Genomic DNA, 16,159 nt, shown 5'->3' on the forward strand with positions numbered 1-16,159 from the left:
TGCGTTCACCTCTTCCGAGCCTTGGGATCGAGCGCGTCACGCAGAGCGTCGCCCATCATGATGAAACCGAGGACTGTCAATGCCAGCGCCGCAGCGGGATAGAACAGGATCGCCGAGCCCTGACGCAGAGTGGACTGTGCCGCACTGATGTCGCCGCCCCAGGAGACTTCGGAGGACGGCAGACCGATGCCGAGGAACGACAGCGTTGCCTCCGCAACGATGTAGATGCCCAGGGAGATCGTGGCGATCACGATTATCGGTGCCAGCGAGTTCGGGAGGACGTGCCTGGTGAGTGTCTTGAACTTCGACACACCCAGCGCCCGCGACGCCATCACGTAATCGTTGTTCTTCGCGGAAATGACAGCGCCCCTGGCAATTCGGGCCATCTGCGGCCAACCGAACAACGCCAGAACGGCGACGACCGTCCAGATCGTCCGGTCCGTGAACAGCTGCATCAGGACGATCGCGGCGAGAATCAGCGGGATGCCGAAGAAGATGTCGGCGACCCGGGAGAGCAACGAGTCCGCCCATCCGCCGTAGAAGCCGGCAATCGAGCCGACGAGCACGCCGACGATGAGAACGGCTGTCGTGACACCGATTCCGACGAGTACGGAAGCTCGCGCGCCGTAGATCGTGCGTGCGTAGATGTCGCAGCCCTGCTTGTCGAATCCGAACCAGTGGCCCGATTCCGGCGGTTTCATGCTTTGACCCAGGTCGCAGAACCGCGGATCGGTGGAGGTGAACCAACCGGGGAAGGCGGCAACTGCCACGACCAACAGAATGATCATCGCGGCAATGATGAAGAGTGGCCTCTTGCGCAGATTGTGCCAGGCATCCCGCCACATCCCGGCAGGAGCCGAATCGACCTTGACAGCGTCGATTTCGCCCGGTGCGGCAACCTCGTCAGGGGCTACGTAACGGGCCTGACGACTGGTCGTGACGTTCTCGTTGTCAGACATATCGGATCCTCGGATCGAGCGCGGCGTACAGCAGGTCGACGAGAAGGTTCGCCAGCAGGAAGATGACGATCAGTACGGTGACGAACGAGACGACGGTCGGCGCCTCGCCGCGCGTGACCGCCTGGTAGATCGTTCCGCCCACACCGTTGATGTTGAAGATTCCCTCGGTCACGATCGCCCCGCCCATGAGCGCCGCGAGGTCTGCACCGAGGAATGTGACCACGGGGATCAACGAGTTGCGGAGCACGTGCACACCGACGACTCGCTTCCTCGACAGACCCTTGGCCGTGGCGGTCCGCACGTAGTCGGCGGTGAGGTTCTCGGCGACCGACGTTCGGGTCAGCCGGAGTACGTAGGCGAAAGACACTGCACCGAGAACGAACGCCGGCAACAGCAGGTTCACGAAGCTCGTGTTGCCACCCACCGTGGGTGGCACCAGACCCCACTTCACGCCGATGAAGAACTGCGCAACGAAACCGATCACGAAGATGGGGATCGCGATGATGAAGAGGCTGACGACCAGCACGGTGCCGTCGAACAAGCCACCCTTCTTCAATCCGGCCCAGAGACCGAAGCCGACGCCGAAGATTCCTTCGATCGCGAGGGCCATGAGCGACAACTTGATTGTGATCGGAAATGCTTGTGCCAACACTTCGCTCACTGGTCGACCCGAGAAGGACATCCCGAAGTCGAGAGTGAAAATGCCCTTGAGATACAGCAGGTACTGCACGATGAACGGTTCGTCGAGGTTGTAGCGCTCACGCAATTGGGCGGCGACGCCGGGGCTCACGGCCCGGTCGCCTGCAAGAGCCGCGATGGGGTCTCCAGGTAGGAGGAACACCATCGCGTAGATCAAGAATGTGGCTCCGATGAACACCGGGATCATCTGGAGCAAACGGCGACCGATGTACCAGAGCATCGAGTCACCTCCCGTCCGTTTTCAGGTCGAACAGGGCGGGGAGGCGGACGTCGAGTCCACGCTCCCCACCCTGTCGTCGAAAGTGATTCGCAGACCGATGAAGGCCCGCGCAGATCAGTACTACTTCTCGATCTCGGTGTAGTCCGGGATGCCCTTCCAGTTGATCGCCACGTTGGACACGTTCTCGGACCAGGCGCCCGAGGCGTTGCGGTACCACGTGGGAACGACCGGGAGATCCTTCAACAGCACTTCCTGCGACTGATCCGTCAGTTCCTGAGCCTTGGCAGCATCGGTCTCGCCGGCAGATTCACGCAGCAGCCGATCGAACTCGGGGTTCGAGTAGTCACCATCGTTGGAGCTGCCGCCGGTCTGGTAGTTCTGCGCGAGGAAGCCGTACTGCTGCGGGTAGTCGCCCTGCCAGCCCGATCGGAACGCCGAAGGGATGGTCCGCTCGGTGGCCTCGGTACGAATCTGCGCAAAAGTCGGGTACTCCTTACCCTTTGCGTCGATACCAAGGGTGTTTCGGATGCTGTTGGTGGTGGCGTCGACCCACTCCTTGTGGCCGCCGTCGCTGTTGTACGCGATCTCGAAGCTGCCCGACCACGGCGCGATTCCGTCGGCCTGCGCCCAGAGCTTCTTCGCTTCCTCCGGATCGAACTTCACGTTTTCGTTGCCCTCCAACGAATCCGAGTATCCGGGGAGGGCGGGGCTGGTGAATTCGGTGGCAGGTGTACGGGTGTTGTTGAAGATCTGCTCCGTGATCTGGTCACGATCGATGGACATCGAGATCGCCCGCCGTCGCAACTCGCCTTCCTCACCCGAGAAGTGCGGCAACCGGCCCGGGATCGTGAACGTTTCGATGGCGGCCGACGGTTGGTTGACTGTGCGACCGGGCAGATCCGTCTCATAGGTCGTCACTGCGCTCGGCGGGACGTTGTCCACCACGTCTACGTTGTTCGACAGCAGATCCGTGTACGCCGTGTCGAGGTTGTTGTACATGATGAACGACACGCCGGCGTTCCTCGGAACCTTGTTGCCCTGGTAATTCTCGTTGACCACGGTGTCGATGCGCACGTTGTGCTGCCAGGCACCCGGTCCGGCCATCTTGTACGGGCCGTTGCCGATCGGATTCTCGCCGAATGCGGCCATGTCCTGGTAGGCGACCTCCGGCAAGGGCGCGTATGCGACGAAGCCGAGGCGGTCGGGGAAGGCGGCCTCCGGCTGCTTGAGCTCGATGGTGAACGTCTTGTCGTCCACCACTTTCAGACCGGACATGGTCTGCGCGGTGGGCACCTCGGCTGCGACCTCGTCGTAACCCTGAATCGGGTCGAAGAAGGAGCCCTGCAACTGCGCATTGGTGGACAGCGCGCCGTAGTTCCAGGCGTCGACGAACGACTTCGACGTCACCGGCGAGCCGTCGGTGAACGTCCAGCCGTCCTTCAGCTTCACCGTGAAGAACTTGCCGTCCGGCGAATCGATCGACTCGGCGACCTCGTTCTCGATGTTCCCTTCGGCGTCGTACGAGACGAGTCCGGAGAACAGCACATCGACGACGCGGCCGCCCATGTTCTCACTGGTGTTGGTCGGTACCAACGGGTTCTGTGGTTCGCCTGCCCAGGCGTTGACGACTCCGTCACCGCCCCCGGACGAAGAATCACCGGACGAGCACGCCGTGACGAGGCCGGCGGCGAGTACTACAGCGAATGTCGCTGTTGCCACACGTTTGATGCGCAAAGCAGTCCTCCCAGAGGGTTCGGTTCCGGGCGCACCCGAAACCAGCCGCACGGCAATGAAGCCGCGCGGCGATGTGGCGATCGTTCACTCCGGGACGACTCAGCGGCCGAGGTGCGATCGGATAATGAGTTGACAATAGACACACGTCCAACTTCTGTCGCGAAGAAGGATCAAACCGATTCGAATCGGCACGAGATCGAAACCTCGGCGAAATGCGCTCGCCCGCTCGCCGACGACGCCTACCGCCCGTCGCGCGTGCCCTACCGATCAGCGCACGATCCCCACTGCTGACAGGACGGCTGTCTGCAGGCACAAAGTCTTGTGACTACCCTCACACTGGAAGAAAAGTAGTACTGCCGATTCGATCTGGAAAGAAGGCCGGCCACATGACCAGCGCATCCGAAGTCGACGCCGTTCCGCAGACGTACCCGCCGAGCCCCGAGTTCACGGCGGCCGCGAACGCCGGACCGGAGCTACAGGCAGCCGCCGACAAGGACCGTCTGCAGTTCTGGGCCGACCAGGCCGCACGCCTGCACTGGCACGAACCGTTCACCGAAGTTCTCGACTGGTCCGATGCCCCCGTCGCCAAATGGTTCGTCGGCGGCAAGCTCAACGTCGCCTACAACTGCGTCGACCGGCACGTCCTCGCCGGCAACGGAGACCGCGTCGCCATCGCATTCGAAGGCGAGCCGGGCGATACCCGCGACCTCACCTACAACGACCTGCTCGCCGAGGTCAGCAAGGCCGCCAACACCTTCACCGAACTCGGGCTCGTCGCCGGAGACCGTGTCGCCGTGTACATGCCGATGATCCCCGAAGCCATCGTCACGATGCTCGCCTGCGCGCGGCTCGGCCTGACCCACTCGGTGGTCTTCGCCGGATTCTCCGCCGCAGCCCTGCGCTCACGCATCGACGACGCGGAAGCGAAACTCGTCGTCACCGTCGACGGGCAGTGGCGACGCGGCCAGGCCGCACCCCTCAAGACTGCAGTCGACGAGGCGGTCGACGGTGCCGAATCGGTACGCAACGTGCTGGTGGTCAAGCGCACCGGAATCGACGTCGACTGGACCGACGGCCGCGATCTCTGGTGGGAGGAGACCGTCGACAAGGCCTCCCCCGAACACGAAGCGCAGCCCTTCGACTCGGAACACCCGCTGTTCGTGCTCTACACCTCCGGCACCACCGGAAAGCCGAAGGGCATCATCCACACCTCCGGCGGCTACCTCACCCAGACCGCGTACACCCACCACAACGTGTTCGACCACAAAGCGGGTGAAGACGTCTACTGGTGCACCGCCGACATCGGCTGGGTCACCGGCCACTCGTACATCGTCTACGGGCCGCTGGCCAACGGTGCCACCCAGGTCGTCTACGAGGGAACACCCAACTCCCCCAACGAACACCGCCACTTCGAGATCATCGAACGTCGCGGCGTGACCATCTATTACACCGCGCCGACCCTGATCCGCACGTTCATGAAATGGGGCCGCGAGATCCCCGACGCCCACGACCTGTCCTCGATCCGTGTCCTCGGATCCGTCGGTGAGCCCATCAACCCCGAAGCGTGGCGCTGGTACCGGGACGTGATCGGCGCGAACTCCGCCCCCATCGTCGACACCTGGTGGCAGACCGAAACCGGCGCCATCATGGTCTCCCCGCTCCCTGGCATCACCGCCACCAAACCCGGCTCCGCCATGGCACCACTGCCCGGCATTTCGGCGAACGTCGTCGACGACCAGGCGAAGCCGGTCAGCGGCGGCGAAAGCGGATTCCTCGTCCTCGACGAGCCGTGGCCGGCGATGCTGCGCGGCATCTGGGGCGACATGGACCGCTACCGGGACACCTACTGGTCCCGCTACGCCGAAGAAGGCTGGTACTTCGCCGGCGACGGCGCCAAGTACGACGAAGACGGCGCACTGTGGATCCTGGGCCGCGTCGACGACGTCATGAACGTCTCCGGCCACCGCATCTCCACCTCCGAGGTCGAATCCGCCCTCGTCGGCCACCACGGCGTCGCCGAAGCAGCCGTCGTCGGTGCGGCCGACGAAACGACCGGGCAGGGCATCGTCGCGTTCGTCATCCTCCGCGAAGGAGTCGAGAACACCGGCGATCAACTGATCGACGAACTCAAAGCCCAAGTGTCCAAAGACATCAGCCCCATCGCCAAGCCCCGGCAGATCACGGTGGTCCCGGAACTCCCGAAGACCCGCTCCGGCAAGATCATGCGCCGCCTGCTGCGCGACATCGCCGAAGGACGCGACCTCGGAGACACGAGCACCCTCGTCGACCCGAAGGTGTTCGACGCCATCCGCGGGAAGTAGGGCGCTCCGCGCCCTGTGAGTGGCGAGCGAGTCTCAGGACTCGTCAACCACTCACAGGGGCGAAGCCCCTACCTGTCGAGAGAATCGTCTCGCGTCTCCCGCATCGCCAGCAGCGCGACGAAGGTGATCGCTGCTGCGATCAGCAGGTAGACGCCGACCCAGCCGACGCCGTACGTCGTGGCGAGCCAGGTCGCGATGAACGGCGCCACCGCCGCGCCGAGAATGCTGGCGGTGTTGTAGGCGATCCCCGAACCCGTGTAGCGCACGTTGGTCGGAAACAGTTCCGGTAGTACGGCGCTCATCGGGCCGAAGGTCATGCCCATCAAGAGCATTCCGACGGCCAGGAAGACCAGCATGCGGGCATTGTCCATGCCGTCCGCATCCAGCATCACCGAGAACGTCAGTCCGAACACCATGATTGCGGCGGTGATGATCAACAACGTGATGCGTCGGCCGTAGCGATCGGCCAGGTACCCGGACACCGGAACGGCTGCCGCGAAGAACAGGACCGCGACCAGCTGCAGCACCAGGAAGTCGGTGTACGCGAAACCGGCGCCGGTGCCGCCCTCTGCGGGAGTCTTGGCCGTTCCGTAGCTGAGTACCCACGTGGTCATGATGTAGAAGAGCGTGTACGTCGCCAGCATCACGAAGGTCCCGATGATCAGCTGACGCCAGCTCGTCTTGAACACCTCGGCGAGCGGGGTCTTCACCTTCTCGCCACGTTCGACCGCCCGTGCGAACACCGGGGTCTCTTCCAGCTTCAGCCGCACGTACAGACCGATCATCACCATGATCGCGCTGAGTAGGAACGGGATTCGCCATCCCCACGAAAGGAAGGCCCCGTCGAAGTCCGGACTCCCGTTGTCATGGTTCATGAACAGCGTGATGATCAGGAACAGGCCGTTGGCCAGGAAGAATCCGATGGGGGCGCCGAGCTGCGGCCACATCGCCGCCCACGCCCTCTTGCCCTTCTGCGCGGTCTCCGTCGCCAGCAGCGCGGCACCGCTCCACTCGCCGCCCAGCCCCAGGCCCTGGCAGAAACGCATCAGCGCGAGTAGAGCCGGAGCGGCGATTCCGATCTGGTGATAGGTGGGAAGCAGCCCGATGACGAACGTGGCGATCCCCATGGTGAGAAGGGAGCCCACCAGGGTCGCCTTACGGCCGATCCGGTCACCGAAGTGGCCGAACAGGATCGACCCGAGAGGTCGCGCGACGAAAGCCAGACCGAACGTGGCAAGCGAGGCGAGCAGCGCTGTCGTTCCGTTGCCCTTCGGGAAAAAGAGGTGCGGAAACACGGACACTGCCGCTGTTGCATAGATGTAGAAGTCGTAGAACTCGATCGTCGTGCCCACCATGCTGGCGACGACGATGCGACTTCTGGGGACGCCGGCGACGGTGTCCCCGTCGTCGGGCCTGGTCGTGTCGACGGTACTCACTGCGCTGCTCCTACTACTTACGAATTCAATTCCACAAGATGGGACGACTGTCCATTTCTCAGGAATTGAACACCTCGAAACTTTCGACAAGCAAGTTCGATAGGCTGAGCAACGGTGTGCCGGGAAGTCTGGTCGGCGATGTCATTTGCCGTACCCGAACCAGAACGAAAGCGAGACCCGTGACAACACCACGCCGCGCCGAATTCGCCCGCTACCTACGCACCGAAACCGTCGGCGGGATGCTACTGCTCGGCGCCGCTGCCCTGGCGTTGATCTGGGCGAACTCCCCATGGTCCGACCTGTACACGGACGTGCGCGACTTCCAGATCGGCCCGACCGCGCTGCACCTGGACCTCTCGATCGGAAGCTGGGCGCAGGACGGACTGCTCGCGATCTTCTTCTTCGTTGCCGGCCTCGAGCTGAAACGAGAACTTGTCGTCGGCGAACTCGCAGACCGCAAGAAGGCCTTGCTGCCGATCATCGCGGCCTGCGGTGGTGTGATCCTGCCCGCGATAATCGCCGCCTCCATCGGATGGGGCACACCGGGTATGGACCGCGGGTGGGCGATCCCGGTCGCGACCGACATCGCCTTCGCGCTCGGTGTGCTCGCGCTGACCGGCTCCCGCATTCCGTCGAGTGCCAGGGTCTTTCTGCTGAGCCTGGCCGTCGTCGACGACCTGCTGGCGATCGGCCTGATCGCAGTCCTCTTCACCGCCTCGATCGCGATGGTCTGGCTGGCGGGTGCACTCGGTTGCCTCCTCGTCTACGCACTGGGCCAGCACCGCCGAATCACCACGCCGTTCCTCTACATCCCTCTCGCGCTGCTCACCTGGTACTGCATGCACGAAGCCGGGATTCACGCCACGATCGCCGGTGTCGCACTCGGACTGTTGACCCGGGTCCGCACGGACCCAGGTGAGGAGAACTCACCGGCGGCCCGCCTCGAACACCGAATCCAGCCACTGTCCGCGGGCCTGTGCGTTCCGCTCTTCGCGCTGTTCGCTTCCGGAGTGCCGCTCGGGGCAGATGTACTCGGCGGGCTGTTGACGGACCCCGTCGCACAGTCCGTGATCGCCGGCCTGCTGATCGGTAAGACCGTCGGTATCTTCGGGATCTCGTGGCTGTCGATCCGGTTGGGTATCGCCGAAAAACCCGGATCGTTGGAATTCCGTGACCTGTTTGCCCTGTCGGTGCTCGGTGGGATCGGATTCACCGTTAGCCTTCTCGTAGCAGATCTCGCACTGGCCGGGATCGGCGACGGAAGCGAAGCCGAAACAGCGAAAGCCGCGGTGCTCGTCACCTCCTTGGCGGCGTCGCTGATCGGATCAGCGCTACTGTTACGGCGCGGTCGGGTGCATGCTGCCCGATCGGAGGACTCGGACATGCAAGAGCTACCTGGAGGGGTCGACAAGTGAGCAACACCCACGGCAGCAACACCCGCGGCACGGGAGACAGCCCCCGGTTCACCGGAGACGGCGTTCCGAACACGGTTTCGTCCATCCCACTGACCGATGTGGATGCGCGCACACCTGCCGATGCGAGCATCGGCAACCTGGTGAAGGACGCCACCGCCCAGGTTTCAACCCTCGTGCGCGCCGAGGTCGCACTGGCCAAGGCCGAGGTGACCGGTGAGGTCAAGAAGGGCATCCAGGGCAGCATCTTCTTCGTTCTGGCGCTCACCGTGCTGCTGTTCAGCTCGTTCTTCTTCTTCTTCTTCCTCGCGGAACTACTCGCCGTGTGGCTCGATCGCTGGGCTGCGTTCCTGATCGTCTTCGCCATCATGATTCTTGCGACTGCGATCCTGGGACTTCTCGGCTATCTGCGGGTACGCAAGCTGCGCGCGCCGGAGCGGACCATCGACTCCCTGAAGCAGGCGAAGACGGTGCTCCCCACGTCGCACCCGGGCTCGCACCCCGCAGATCAGGCCGCACCGAGGGTGGAAGCACCCAGTGGCCGTCACGCTCGCTGACACTCCACTTCGTTCCGTGGCGCCACCCGATCCATCCACCGTCCGCTTCGTCGGGACCTGGACTCACCGCGACATCCATGCCAACGGCATTCGGTTTCACACCGTGGAGGTCGGGGGCGCCGCACCCGACGCACCGTTGGTGGTGCTGCTCCACGGATTCGCGGATTTCTGGTGGTCCTGGCGTCATCAGCTCGCAGCGCTGTCCGAGGCGGGCTATCGAGCAGTGGCGGTGGACCTGCGCGGATACGGTGACACGGACAAGCCGCCACGCGGATACGACGGCTGGACTCTCGCCGGCGACGTCGCCGGCCTGATCCGTGCCATGGGATACCCGAAGGCGACGCTGGTCGGGCACGCCGACGGCGGCCTCGTGTGCTGGGCGACCGCGGTCCTGCACCCCCACCTCGTCCATTCGATCGTTCCGATCGGTTCGCCGCACCCCATAGCACTTCGACAGGGTGTCCTGCGGGATCGACGGCAACGGAAGGCGCTACTGCCCTCGTTCGTGGCGTGCCAGCTTCCGTGGCGCCCCGAACGACGCCTGACCCGCGACGAGGGCGCAGAGGTCGAGCGCATCGTCCGAGCGCGTTCGGGCGCGCAGTGGCAACGCAGCGACGAGTACGCGGATGTGGTCGCCAAGATGAGGTCCGCGATCCGCATTCCCGGAACTGCACATTGCACCCTCGAATATCAACGGTGGGCATTCCGAAGTCAGTTCCGCCCCGACGGACGCCGCTTCCTGAACTCCATGGACCAGGTGCTGACCCTGCCGATCATGCAACTGCACGGTGAACTCGACCCCTACGTGCTGTCCGACACGATCCGACGAGGGCACCGGTACGCGCCACGCCAGAAACTGCTGTCGGTCGACGGAGCCGGCCACTACGCGCACTGGGAGTCCCCCGGCGCCGTGAACGCCGCACTGACGGAGTTTCTCGCGGCGTCGTAGGCCGGGAACTTCCGTGTCAGGTCCCACCGTCGAAGTGTGCTCGCACTGCGGCGACGAACTCGTCACCGTATTGGAAGACCCCGCCGTGCCCGGCCCCCGGATAGATGATCAGCGTGCTGCCGGGGATGCGGGCGTGCATGTCGTGGGACAGCGCGGTGGGCACCATGCGGTCGTGATTGCCGTTGGCGACGAGCGTCGGGGCACCGATACGCGACAGGTTCTGCTGCTCGGTTCGGCCCCAGCCCCGAATCGCCATGATCTGTCGGTGGAACGTCGAGACCGATATGGGTTCGTCCCGGTCCATGACCCGCTCCTGCAAACGCGCCAGGTAGGTCTTTGCCGCAGCCTTCCCCGTGGCCGTACGGGGGAAGAAGAGGAACTCTTTGGCATCGGTGCGGGCCATCGCCGCGCGGAGCATGTCCCAGTAGATGTAGGCCGCACCGGTTCGGCGGTCGATACCGGTTCCCCCGGCAGGGCCGGTTCCGGACAGGACCAGACGTCGTACGAGGTCCGGCGCATCCAGCGCAACCTGCTGAGCGAGGAACCCACCGAGGGAAAACCCGAGCAGGTCGATCCTGGTCAGGCCCAAGGCAGCCACGAAGCCCTCGGCGTCCCGGGCCATCGCGGCGACGGTGGCCGGGACGCGGCCGGTGGACCCACCCACCCCTGGCAGGTCGACGGCGAGAACTCGCCGGTCGCGCGCGAGCGCATCCACGAAACGCGGATCCCACTCGTCGAGCGTGGCGCCCAGGTGGGCGAGCAGCACCAGCGGGACGCCGTTCTCCGGGCCGAGGTCGCGGTAGACGAGGGTGTCCGAACCCACGACGATGCGGCGGTTCGGCGCGGTGGCCCACGTGGTCGGACGGGGACGAACGGGGAGCTCAGCCACGGCTGGTCACCGCCTTCGGGTCGGTGGTGACCAGAACCTTGCCGCGGGTACCACCCGCCAGCGACTCGGCGAGAGCCCGCTGCGTCTGGTCGAACGGCAACACTCGATCGATGACCGGGCGCAGCACCCCGTCGTCGACCAACCCGGCGACTCGGCTCAGCGCGGCGCTGTCGGGAGTGATGAAGAGGAATCGGTAGGTGACCCCTAGCGCTCGGGCGCGGCGGCGGGTGCGGAAACTCAGCGCCCGGATGGCGAGCCGAACGACCGGGTTCGCCCCGACGCCACGAGCGAACGCCGGGTCCGGCGGGCCCGTGATGCCGATGACGGTGCCCCCTGGCCTCAGTACCCCGAGAGAGGCCTGCAGCGTGTCTCCGCCCTGGGTGTCGAGCACCAGGTCGACGGGTGTGCCTGCGAGTCTTTCTTCGAGGTCGTCACGGCGGTAGTCGATGACGATGTCGGCGCCGAGATCGCGGGCGGCCTCGACGTTCGGGGTCGAGACGGTGGTGGCGACGGTGCAGCCGAGGTTCTTGGCGAGCTGGATCGCAACCGACCCCACGCCGCCGGTTCCCCCGTGGACGAGGATCGTCTGTCCCTTCTTCACCTGGCCCATCTCCACGAAGGCCTGCCAGGCCGTGAGCGCAACGACGGGAAGTCCGGCCGCGTCGGCCAGGCTGATCGAGCGCGGTACTGGCGCCACCGTGGCAGCGTCGACCGCAATGAACTCGGAAAGGGTGCCTGTCGCTGCCAAATCGACGTAGCCGTACACCTGGTCGCCCACTGTGACGCCGCGTGCTGCGGAGCCGACCTCGACGACCTCGCCGGAGAACTCACCGCCCATGACCTTGGGCAGCTGGAAGGGAAAGATCGCCTTGAACTCACCGGAGCGAACCCGCTCGTCGGCATGATTGACGCCCGACGCGACCATCCGTACGAGCACTTCGCGTGGGGCGAGAACCGGTACGGGCATGTCGACCTCCCGGATCGGGGAGCCGTATTTCTCGAGAACGAACGCCTTCATGGAGCACTCCAGACAGCGAAGTAGTTACAATGTGTTACCAGCACTGTAAATCCATCCAGTAACAACTTGCAACCACTTTGGAGATGCCGTGATCACCACTCCGCGATCGACCTGTCCGATCAACCGGACTCTCGAGATGCTCGGTGACCAGTGGAGTCTGCTGATCCTGCGGGACATCGCCCTGTCCGACCGACGTTCGTTCCGTGACCTGCTCACAGGCAGCGAGGAGGGCATCAGCGGCCCCGTCCTGTCTCGACGACTGGCCGACCTCACAGACGGTGGTTTCCTCACCAAATCCCAGGTCGGCCGGGGCATGCAGGGCCGTTACTCACTGACCGAGCGCGGTCTGAGCGTCATCCCGCTACTGATCGAACTGGGTCGTCTGGGAGCGACGATCGACCCGAGTACCGCCGAGCACGCACCCCGATTCGATGCAGACGGACCCGGCAGCCTCGAGAGCCGACTGGTGGCCTTGCGGGCAGACCACCTCTGACCTGCCGCCCAATCAGGAGATACAGGCCCCGGTCTGGACGGGGGCGGTAGCGCCTGCTGCCGCTTCCAGCTGCCGTGCCACTTCTTTCGCCGTGAGCGCGAAGCCGGTGTCACTGTTGTCCACCGCAGCACCGAAAACGACACCGACCGCACGGCCGGAGCTGTCGACCAGCGGTCCGCCGGAATTCCCCTGGCGGATCGAACCGCGAACCGTGTAGACCTCACGCTCGACCGTGCCCGAACGGTAGATGTCCGGGCCACTGAGATTCAGCGTCTCGCGGACCCTTGCGGCACTTGCCGTGTACGGGCCGCCACCCGGGTAGCCGAGCACGAGCGCATCGTCACCGGTTTCGGCCGGCTCGGGCGCGAACGGGACGACCGGAGCCCGTAGCCCCGGTACACGAAGGACGGCAACGTCCGCCGACGGATCGAAGACGACCACGGTGGCGTCGAGCGGGCCGTCCGCGGTGTCGACGACGAGACCCTCTGTGCCCGCCACGACGTGCGCGTTGGTCATGACCTGCTCGGGCGCGATGACGAACCCGGAACCCTCGAGAGCTCGCTGGCAGCTCGGTGCGACACCACGCACACGCAGCACACTCTGCTGCAGGGACGAGGCGACGGGACTCTGCAGGACGCTGTCGTCCGGCGGGTCGACCGTGGTGATCGGAGTGCGCCCGAAGGGCCCGATCACATCCGGCAAGCCGGACGTGTCCAGTAGTGCGGAGAATTCGGTCGGCAGTCGCCGCACCCAATCGGGCGCGAGACCGTCCACCTTCTCGAGGACCGTCGAACCGCGAACCGCGGCCGCGACCTGAGGTTGTGACGAGGTGGTGAGCGGTACTGCGAGCAGCCACGCCGCGATGAAAACCGCCACGGCCTGGACCGCAGCGCCGATGACGCTGTCCACCGATCTGGTGGTGGGGCTGTGCATACTGCCGCGCACGGCGCGGCCCAGAACCATCCCGGCCACTTCACCGATTACCACCAGCACCACGATCAGGGCGACGCCGGCCAGTATGCGGCCACGCCCCTCCTCGATGTGGACGAGCAGGTGAGGTGCGAGCAGGATGCCGGCGACGGCACCGAGTACGACACCGACGAAGGCGAGAATGGATGCCACGGCGCCCTGCCGCCATCCCGACGTCATGGCGACGACAGCGATGAGGCAGATCGCGATGTCGATCCAGGTGGAGCCGGTCATCGTTCGACCACCGGCGCATGGAGGTCCTGGCCGAAGCCGGCCAGGACCTCGTCGAGATCACGGACGTCGTCGACGTCCCAAGACTGTTCCCAGCCGGACACGGCGAGCACCGCCGCGAGTATCCCGGCGGTGAAGCCCCACACCAACATGCCCTCGACCGAGAATGCAGGGCCCTGGTAGCCGGCGGGGTGCCGGACCTGGAACCTGTTGGCCGGGTCGATGAGCGAGCGCACCGGAACCCGGACGACCCGCTCCGCCTCGGCCGGGTCGACCACGGAAACCGGGCTCGAACGTTCCCAGTAGGCGATCACCGGTGTGACATCGAAGCCGGACGGCGGAATGTAGATCTCCGGCAACAGAGTGAGGGGGCGAACGCCGACCGGGTCGAGGCCCGTCTCCTCCTGTGCTTCACGGAGCGCGGTTCCCAACGGGCCGCCGTCACCCGGGTCTGCTGCCCCACCCGGAAACGCCACCTGCCCACTGTGTTGCCGCATCGTGGATGCGCGTTGAGTGAGCAAGACATCGGCGTCCGCAGGCAATCCGCCAGAGGTACCGGGCTGCGCTTGCTCGGATCCACCGAACAGCACGAGCACTGCTGCCGCTCTGGTCGTGGCACCCTCCGGGGCTCTCCGCTCGATGACCGGATTGATCTTCAATGGATCAGCGGGAGCGTTGTCGACGACGGCGCGCAGCCATTCGGGTGCGGCGGTGTCGAATCGGGCGGTCATACGGTCACTCCGAGATCCGTCTCGACGGCGTCGGCGATCTCGTCCACGCTGTGGAAGGGCTGCGGCAGGATTCGCGCCACTGTTCCGTCTGCCCGGATCAACACCGACACCGGCAACACCGCCGGTGCGCCGAGAGCTGCGCGAACCTGCGCACGGGCATCCTGCACTCCGGGGATTGTCACGTCGTAGTCGGAGAGCCTCGAGAGCGCGGCGGATTCGTTCGGATCGGTGTGCACCGTAAGCACGTTAACCGCATCGCCTGCGCGATCCGAAAACTGCTGAAGATACGGCAGTTCCTCGGCACACGGCGCACACCAGTAGGCCCACAGGTTGACGATCGTCGGCGTGCCCGCGACTGCCGAGGCGAGGTCGACAGGGGCGCCGTCCGCAAGGCAAGTGAGCTGCACGCCTGCGAGCGCAGCGTCGGAGCCGGCGGGCTCCGAGGGTCGTGGACATGCTTGAAGGTCGGCCGTGGCTCGCAGATCCGCCAGCTCACCGGGATCGACCTCGGGCGCCGCCGCGGACGAACCAGTGCCGGCACCGGGACCCGATTCGGGCGATCCGGCGTCGCCCCTCGGCCAGATGGCCACCACGAGCCCGATCACCACGAGCAGGGCGGCCAGACTCCATCGCGCTGAACCGGACATTCCTGAACTAGACAAGGTCGGCCACTCTCACAGCCCCGCCAGCGCGAGCAGATGATCGGTCTCTGGCCCCTTCACGAGCTTCGCGGCCTCGGCGGCATCCGTCGGACCGAGTCCGTAGGACGGACAGTCCTTGGCCAGAACGCACACTCCGCACGCGGGCTTCCTGGCATGACACACCCGGCGGCCGTGGAAAATGACGCGGTGCGACAGCAGGGTCCATTCCTTGCGTTCGATCAGGTCGCCGACAGCGTGCTCGACCTTCACCGGATCTTCCTCTGCCGTCCACTTCCAACGCCGGACGAGCCGCCCGAAATGGGTGTCGACCGTGATTCCCGGCACATCGAACGCGTTTCCCAGAACCACGTTGGCCGTCTTGCGGCCAATTCCCGGCAACGTGACGAGATCCTTCAGATTTGCGGGAACCTCACCGTCGAATCGATCGAGCAACGCTTGCCCGAGTCCGATCAACGAGTTCGTCTTGTTCCGATAGAACCCGGTGCTTCTGATGAACTCTTCGAGTTCGATTCGGTTCGCCTCTGCGTACGACTTCGCATCCGGGTAGCGAGCGAAAAGTGCGGGCGTGACCTGGTTGACCCGGACATCCGTGCACTGTGCGGACAGAATCGTCGCCACCGCCAGTTCGAGTGGAGTGGTGAAGTCGAGCTCGCAATACACATGGGGGAAGGCCACGGCGAGACTCCGGTTCATTCGCCGGGCCCTTCGCACGAGGGCGAGGTGAGTTTCTGGCTCGTCCGTGGCCGCGGGACGACGCCGCCGACGCCCACTCTGACCCTCCGATCGCGTCGCATTCACCCCATCGACAATACGGATACCGGCACGATCCGATCCGCCCCTGTGTCGCTTCTGAGACCTTCTGCGTGTTTACTTCCCCCT

Annotated in this window: 16 protein-coding genes; 6 read left to right on the forward strand and 10 right to left on the reverse strand. The window is 65.0% G+C overall.

Going from position 1 to position 16,159, the window contains the following annotated elements:
* Positions 1-5: 5 nt before the first annotated feature.
* Together ACZI8R_RS17885 and ACZI8R_RS17890 are read right to left on the reverse strand one after the other, a co-directional pair.
* On the reverse strand, positions 6-959 hold the full coding sequence (locus tag ACZI8R_RS17885; RefSeq protein ID WP_463381006.1) for an ABC transporter permease: 954 nt from the start codon (positions 957-959) through the stop codon (positions 6-8).
* Positions 952-1,878: an ABC transporter permease gene (locus ACZI8R_RS17890; RefSeq protein ID WP_463381007.1), complete on the reverse strand. Its 927-nt coding sequence runs from the start codon at positions 1,876-1,878 to the stop codon at positions 952-954. Before ACZI8R_RS17890 ends, ACZI8R_RS17885 begins: the two co-directional genes overlap by 8 nt.
* Between ACZI8R_RS17890 and ACZI8R_RS17895 the strand changes: the two genes are divergently transcribed.
* Positions 1,865-2,020 carry a hypothetical protein gene (locus tag ACZI8R_RS17895; protein ID WP_463381008.1) on the forward strand — a complete coding sequence of 52 codons (156 nt, stop codon included), beginning with the start codon at positions 1,865-1,867 and terminating at the stop codon, positions 2,018-2,020. The genes ACZI8R_RS17890 and ACZI8R_RS17895 overlap by 14 nt on opposite strands.
* Here ACZI8R_RS17895 and ACZI8R_RS17900 read toward each other — a convergent pair.
* A complete protein-coding gene (locus ACZI8R_RS17900) occupies positions 1,999-3,612 on the reverse strand; it encodes a peptide ABC transporter substrate-binding protein (RefSeq protein WP_463381009.1) in 1,614 nt (537 codons plus the stop codon). The genes ACZI8R_RS17895 and ACZI8R_RS17900 overlap by 22 nt on opposite strands.
* Positions 3,613-3,998: 386 nt before the next feature.
* On the opposite strand from ACZI8R_RS17900, the gene acs reads away from it, so the two are divergent.
* On the forward strand, positions 3,999-5,933 hold the full coding sequence (acs, locus tag ACZI8R_RS17905) for an acetate--CoA ligase (RefSeq protein ID WP_463381010.1): 1,935 nt from the start codon (positions 3,999-4,001) through the stop codon (positions 5,931-5,933).
* Positions 5,934-6,001: 68 nt separating this feature from the next.
* Here the strand turns inward: acs and ACZI8R_RS17910 are convergent, their stop codons facing one another.
* Positions 6,002-7,288, reverse strand: coding sequence for an MFS transporter (locus tag ACZI8R_RS17910; RefSeq protein WP_463381110.1), 1,287 nt, complete (start codon positions 7,286-7,288; stop codon positions 6,002-6,004).
* A gap of 260 nt (positions 7,289-7,548) precedes the next feature.
* Between ACZI8R_RS17910 and nhaA the strand changes: the two genes are divergently transcribed.
* The 3 genes from nhaA to ACZI8R_RS17925 are packed head-to-tail and all read left to right on the forward strand — an operon-like array spanning position 7,549 to position 10,287.
* Positions 7,549-8,784: a Na+/H+ antiporter NhaA gene (gene nhaA, locus ACZI8R_RS17915; protein ID WP_463381011.1), complete on the forward strand. Its 1,236-nt coding sequence runs from the start codon at positions 7,549-7,551 to the stop codon at positions 8,782-8,784.
* Positions 8,781-9,338: a phage holin family protein gene (locus ACZI8R_RS17920; RefSeq protein WP_463381012.1), complete on the forward strand. Its 558-nt coding sequence runs from the start codon at positions 8,781-8,783 to the stop codon at positions 9,336-9,338. The genes nhaA and ACZI8R_RS17920 overlap by 4 nt, the downstream gene beginning before the upstream one ends.
* Positions 9,339-9,354: 16 nt before the next feature.
* Positions 9,355-10,287 (forward strand): alpha/beta fold hydrolase, encoded by a 933-nt coding sequence (locus tag ACZI8R_RS17925; protein ID WP_463381013.1) that lies wholly within the window; start codon positions 9,355-9,357, stop codon positions 10,285-10,287.
* A gap of 16 nt (positions 10,288-10,303) precedes the next feature.
* On the opposite strand, the gene ACZI8R_RS17930 is transcribed toward ACZI8R_RS17925, so the two are convergent.
* Positions 10,304-11,176: an alpha/beta fold hydrolase gene (locus ACZI8R_RS17930; RefSeq protein ID WP_463381014.1), complete on the reverse strand. Its 873-nt coding sequence runs from the start codon at positions 11,174-11,176 to the stop codon at positions 10,304-10,306.
* Positions 11,169-12,194 (reverse strand): NADP-dependent oxidoreductase, encoded by a 1,026-nt coding sequence (locus ACZI8R_RS17935; protein WP_463381015.1) that lies wholly within the window; start codon positions 12,192-12,194, stop codon positions 11,169-11,171. The genes ACZI8R_RS17930 and ACZI8R_RS17935 overlap by 8 nt, the downstream gene beginning before the upstream one ends.
* Before the next feature lie 88 nt (positions 12,195-12,282).
* Between ACZI8R_RS17935 and ACZI8R_RS17940 the strand changes: the two genes are divergently transcribed.
* Positions 12,283-12,687 carry a winged helix-turn-helix transcriptional regulator gene (locus ACZI8R_RS17940; RefSeq protein WP_463381016.1) on the forward strand — a complete coding sequence of 135 codons (405 nt, stop codon included), beginning with the start codon at positions 12,283-12,285 and terminating at the stop codon, positions 12,685-12,687.
* 12 nt (positions 12,688-12,699) lie between these two features.
* Here the strand turns inward: ACZI8R_RS17940 and ACZI8R_RS17945 are convergent, their stop codons facing one another.
* Genes ACZI8R_RS17945 through nth form a run of 4 tightly spaced genes read right to left on the reverse strand, consistent with a single transcriptional unit; the run spans position 12,700 to position 16,078 of the window.
* Entirely contained in the window at positions 12,700-13,890 is a 1,191-nt protein-coding gene (locus tag ACZI8R_RS17945; RefSeq protein ID WP_463381017.1) for a MarP family serine protease, read from the reverse strand.
* Complete coding sequence (locus ACZI8R_RS17950) at positions 13,887-14,618, reverse strand: NUDIX hydrolase (RefSeq protein ID WP_463381018.1); 732 nt, start codon at positions 14,616-14,618, stop codon at positions 13,887-13,889. Before ACZI8R_RS17950 ends, ACZI8R_RS17945 begins: the two co-directional genes overlap by 4 nt.
* Positions 14,615-15,265, reverse strand: coding sequence for a TlpA family protein disulfide reductase (locus ACZI8R_RS17955; protein ID WP_463381019.1), 651 nt, complete (start codon positions 15,263-15,265; stop codon positions 14,615-14,617). The genes ACZI8R_RS17950 and ACZI8R_RS17955 overlap by 4 nt, the downstream gene beginning before the upstream one ends.
* A gap of 27 nt (positions 15,266-15,292) precedes the next feature.
* Complete coding sequence (nth, locus tag ACZI8R_RS17960; RefSeq protein WP_463381020.1) at positions 15,293-16,078, reverse strand: endonuclease III; 786 nt, start codon at positions 16,076-16,078, stop codon at positions 15,293-15,295.
* Positions 16,079-16,159 lie beyond the last annotated feature (81 nt).

This window comes from Rhodococcus huquni (assembly GCF_055231055.1).

Coding starts and splice junctions, on each gene's coding strand:
- acs (WP_463381010.1), top strand. CDS start 3,999: ATGACCAGCGCATCCGAAGTCGACGCCGTTCCGCAGACGTACCCGCCG.
- ACZI8R_RS17955 (WP_463381019.1), bottom strand. CDS start 15,265: ATGTCCGGTTCAGCGCGATGGAGTCTGGCCGCCCTGCTCGTGGTGATC.
- ACZI8R_RS17885 (WP_463381006.1), bottom strand. CDS start 959: ATGTCTGACAACGAGAACGTCACGACCAGTCGTCAGGCCCGTTACGTA.
- ACZI8R_RS17950 (WP_463381018.1), bottom strand. CDS start 14,618: ATGACCGCCCGATTCGACACCGCCGCACCCGAATGGCTGCGCGCCGTC.
- ACZI8R_RS17945 (WP_463381017.1), bottom strand. CDS start 13,890: ATGACCGGCTCCACCTGGATCGACATCGCGATCTGCCTCATCGCTGTC.
- ACZI8R_RS17910 (WP_463381110.1), bottom strand. CDS start 7,288: ATGGTGGGCACGACGATCGAGTTCTACGACTTCTACATCTATGCAACA.
- ACZI8R_RS17890 (WP_463381007.1), bottom strand. CDS start 1,878: ATGCTCTGGTACATCGGTCGCCGTTTGCTCCAGATGATCCCGGTGTTC.
- ACZI8R_RS17935 (WP_463381015.1), bottom strand. CDS start 12,194: ATGAAGGCGTTCGTTCTCGAGAAATACGGCTCCCCGATCCGGGAGGTC.
- ACZI8R_RS17895 (WP_463381008.1), top strand. CDS start 1,865: ATGTACCAGAGCATCGAGTCACCTCCCGTCCGTTTTCAGGTCGAACAG.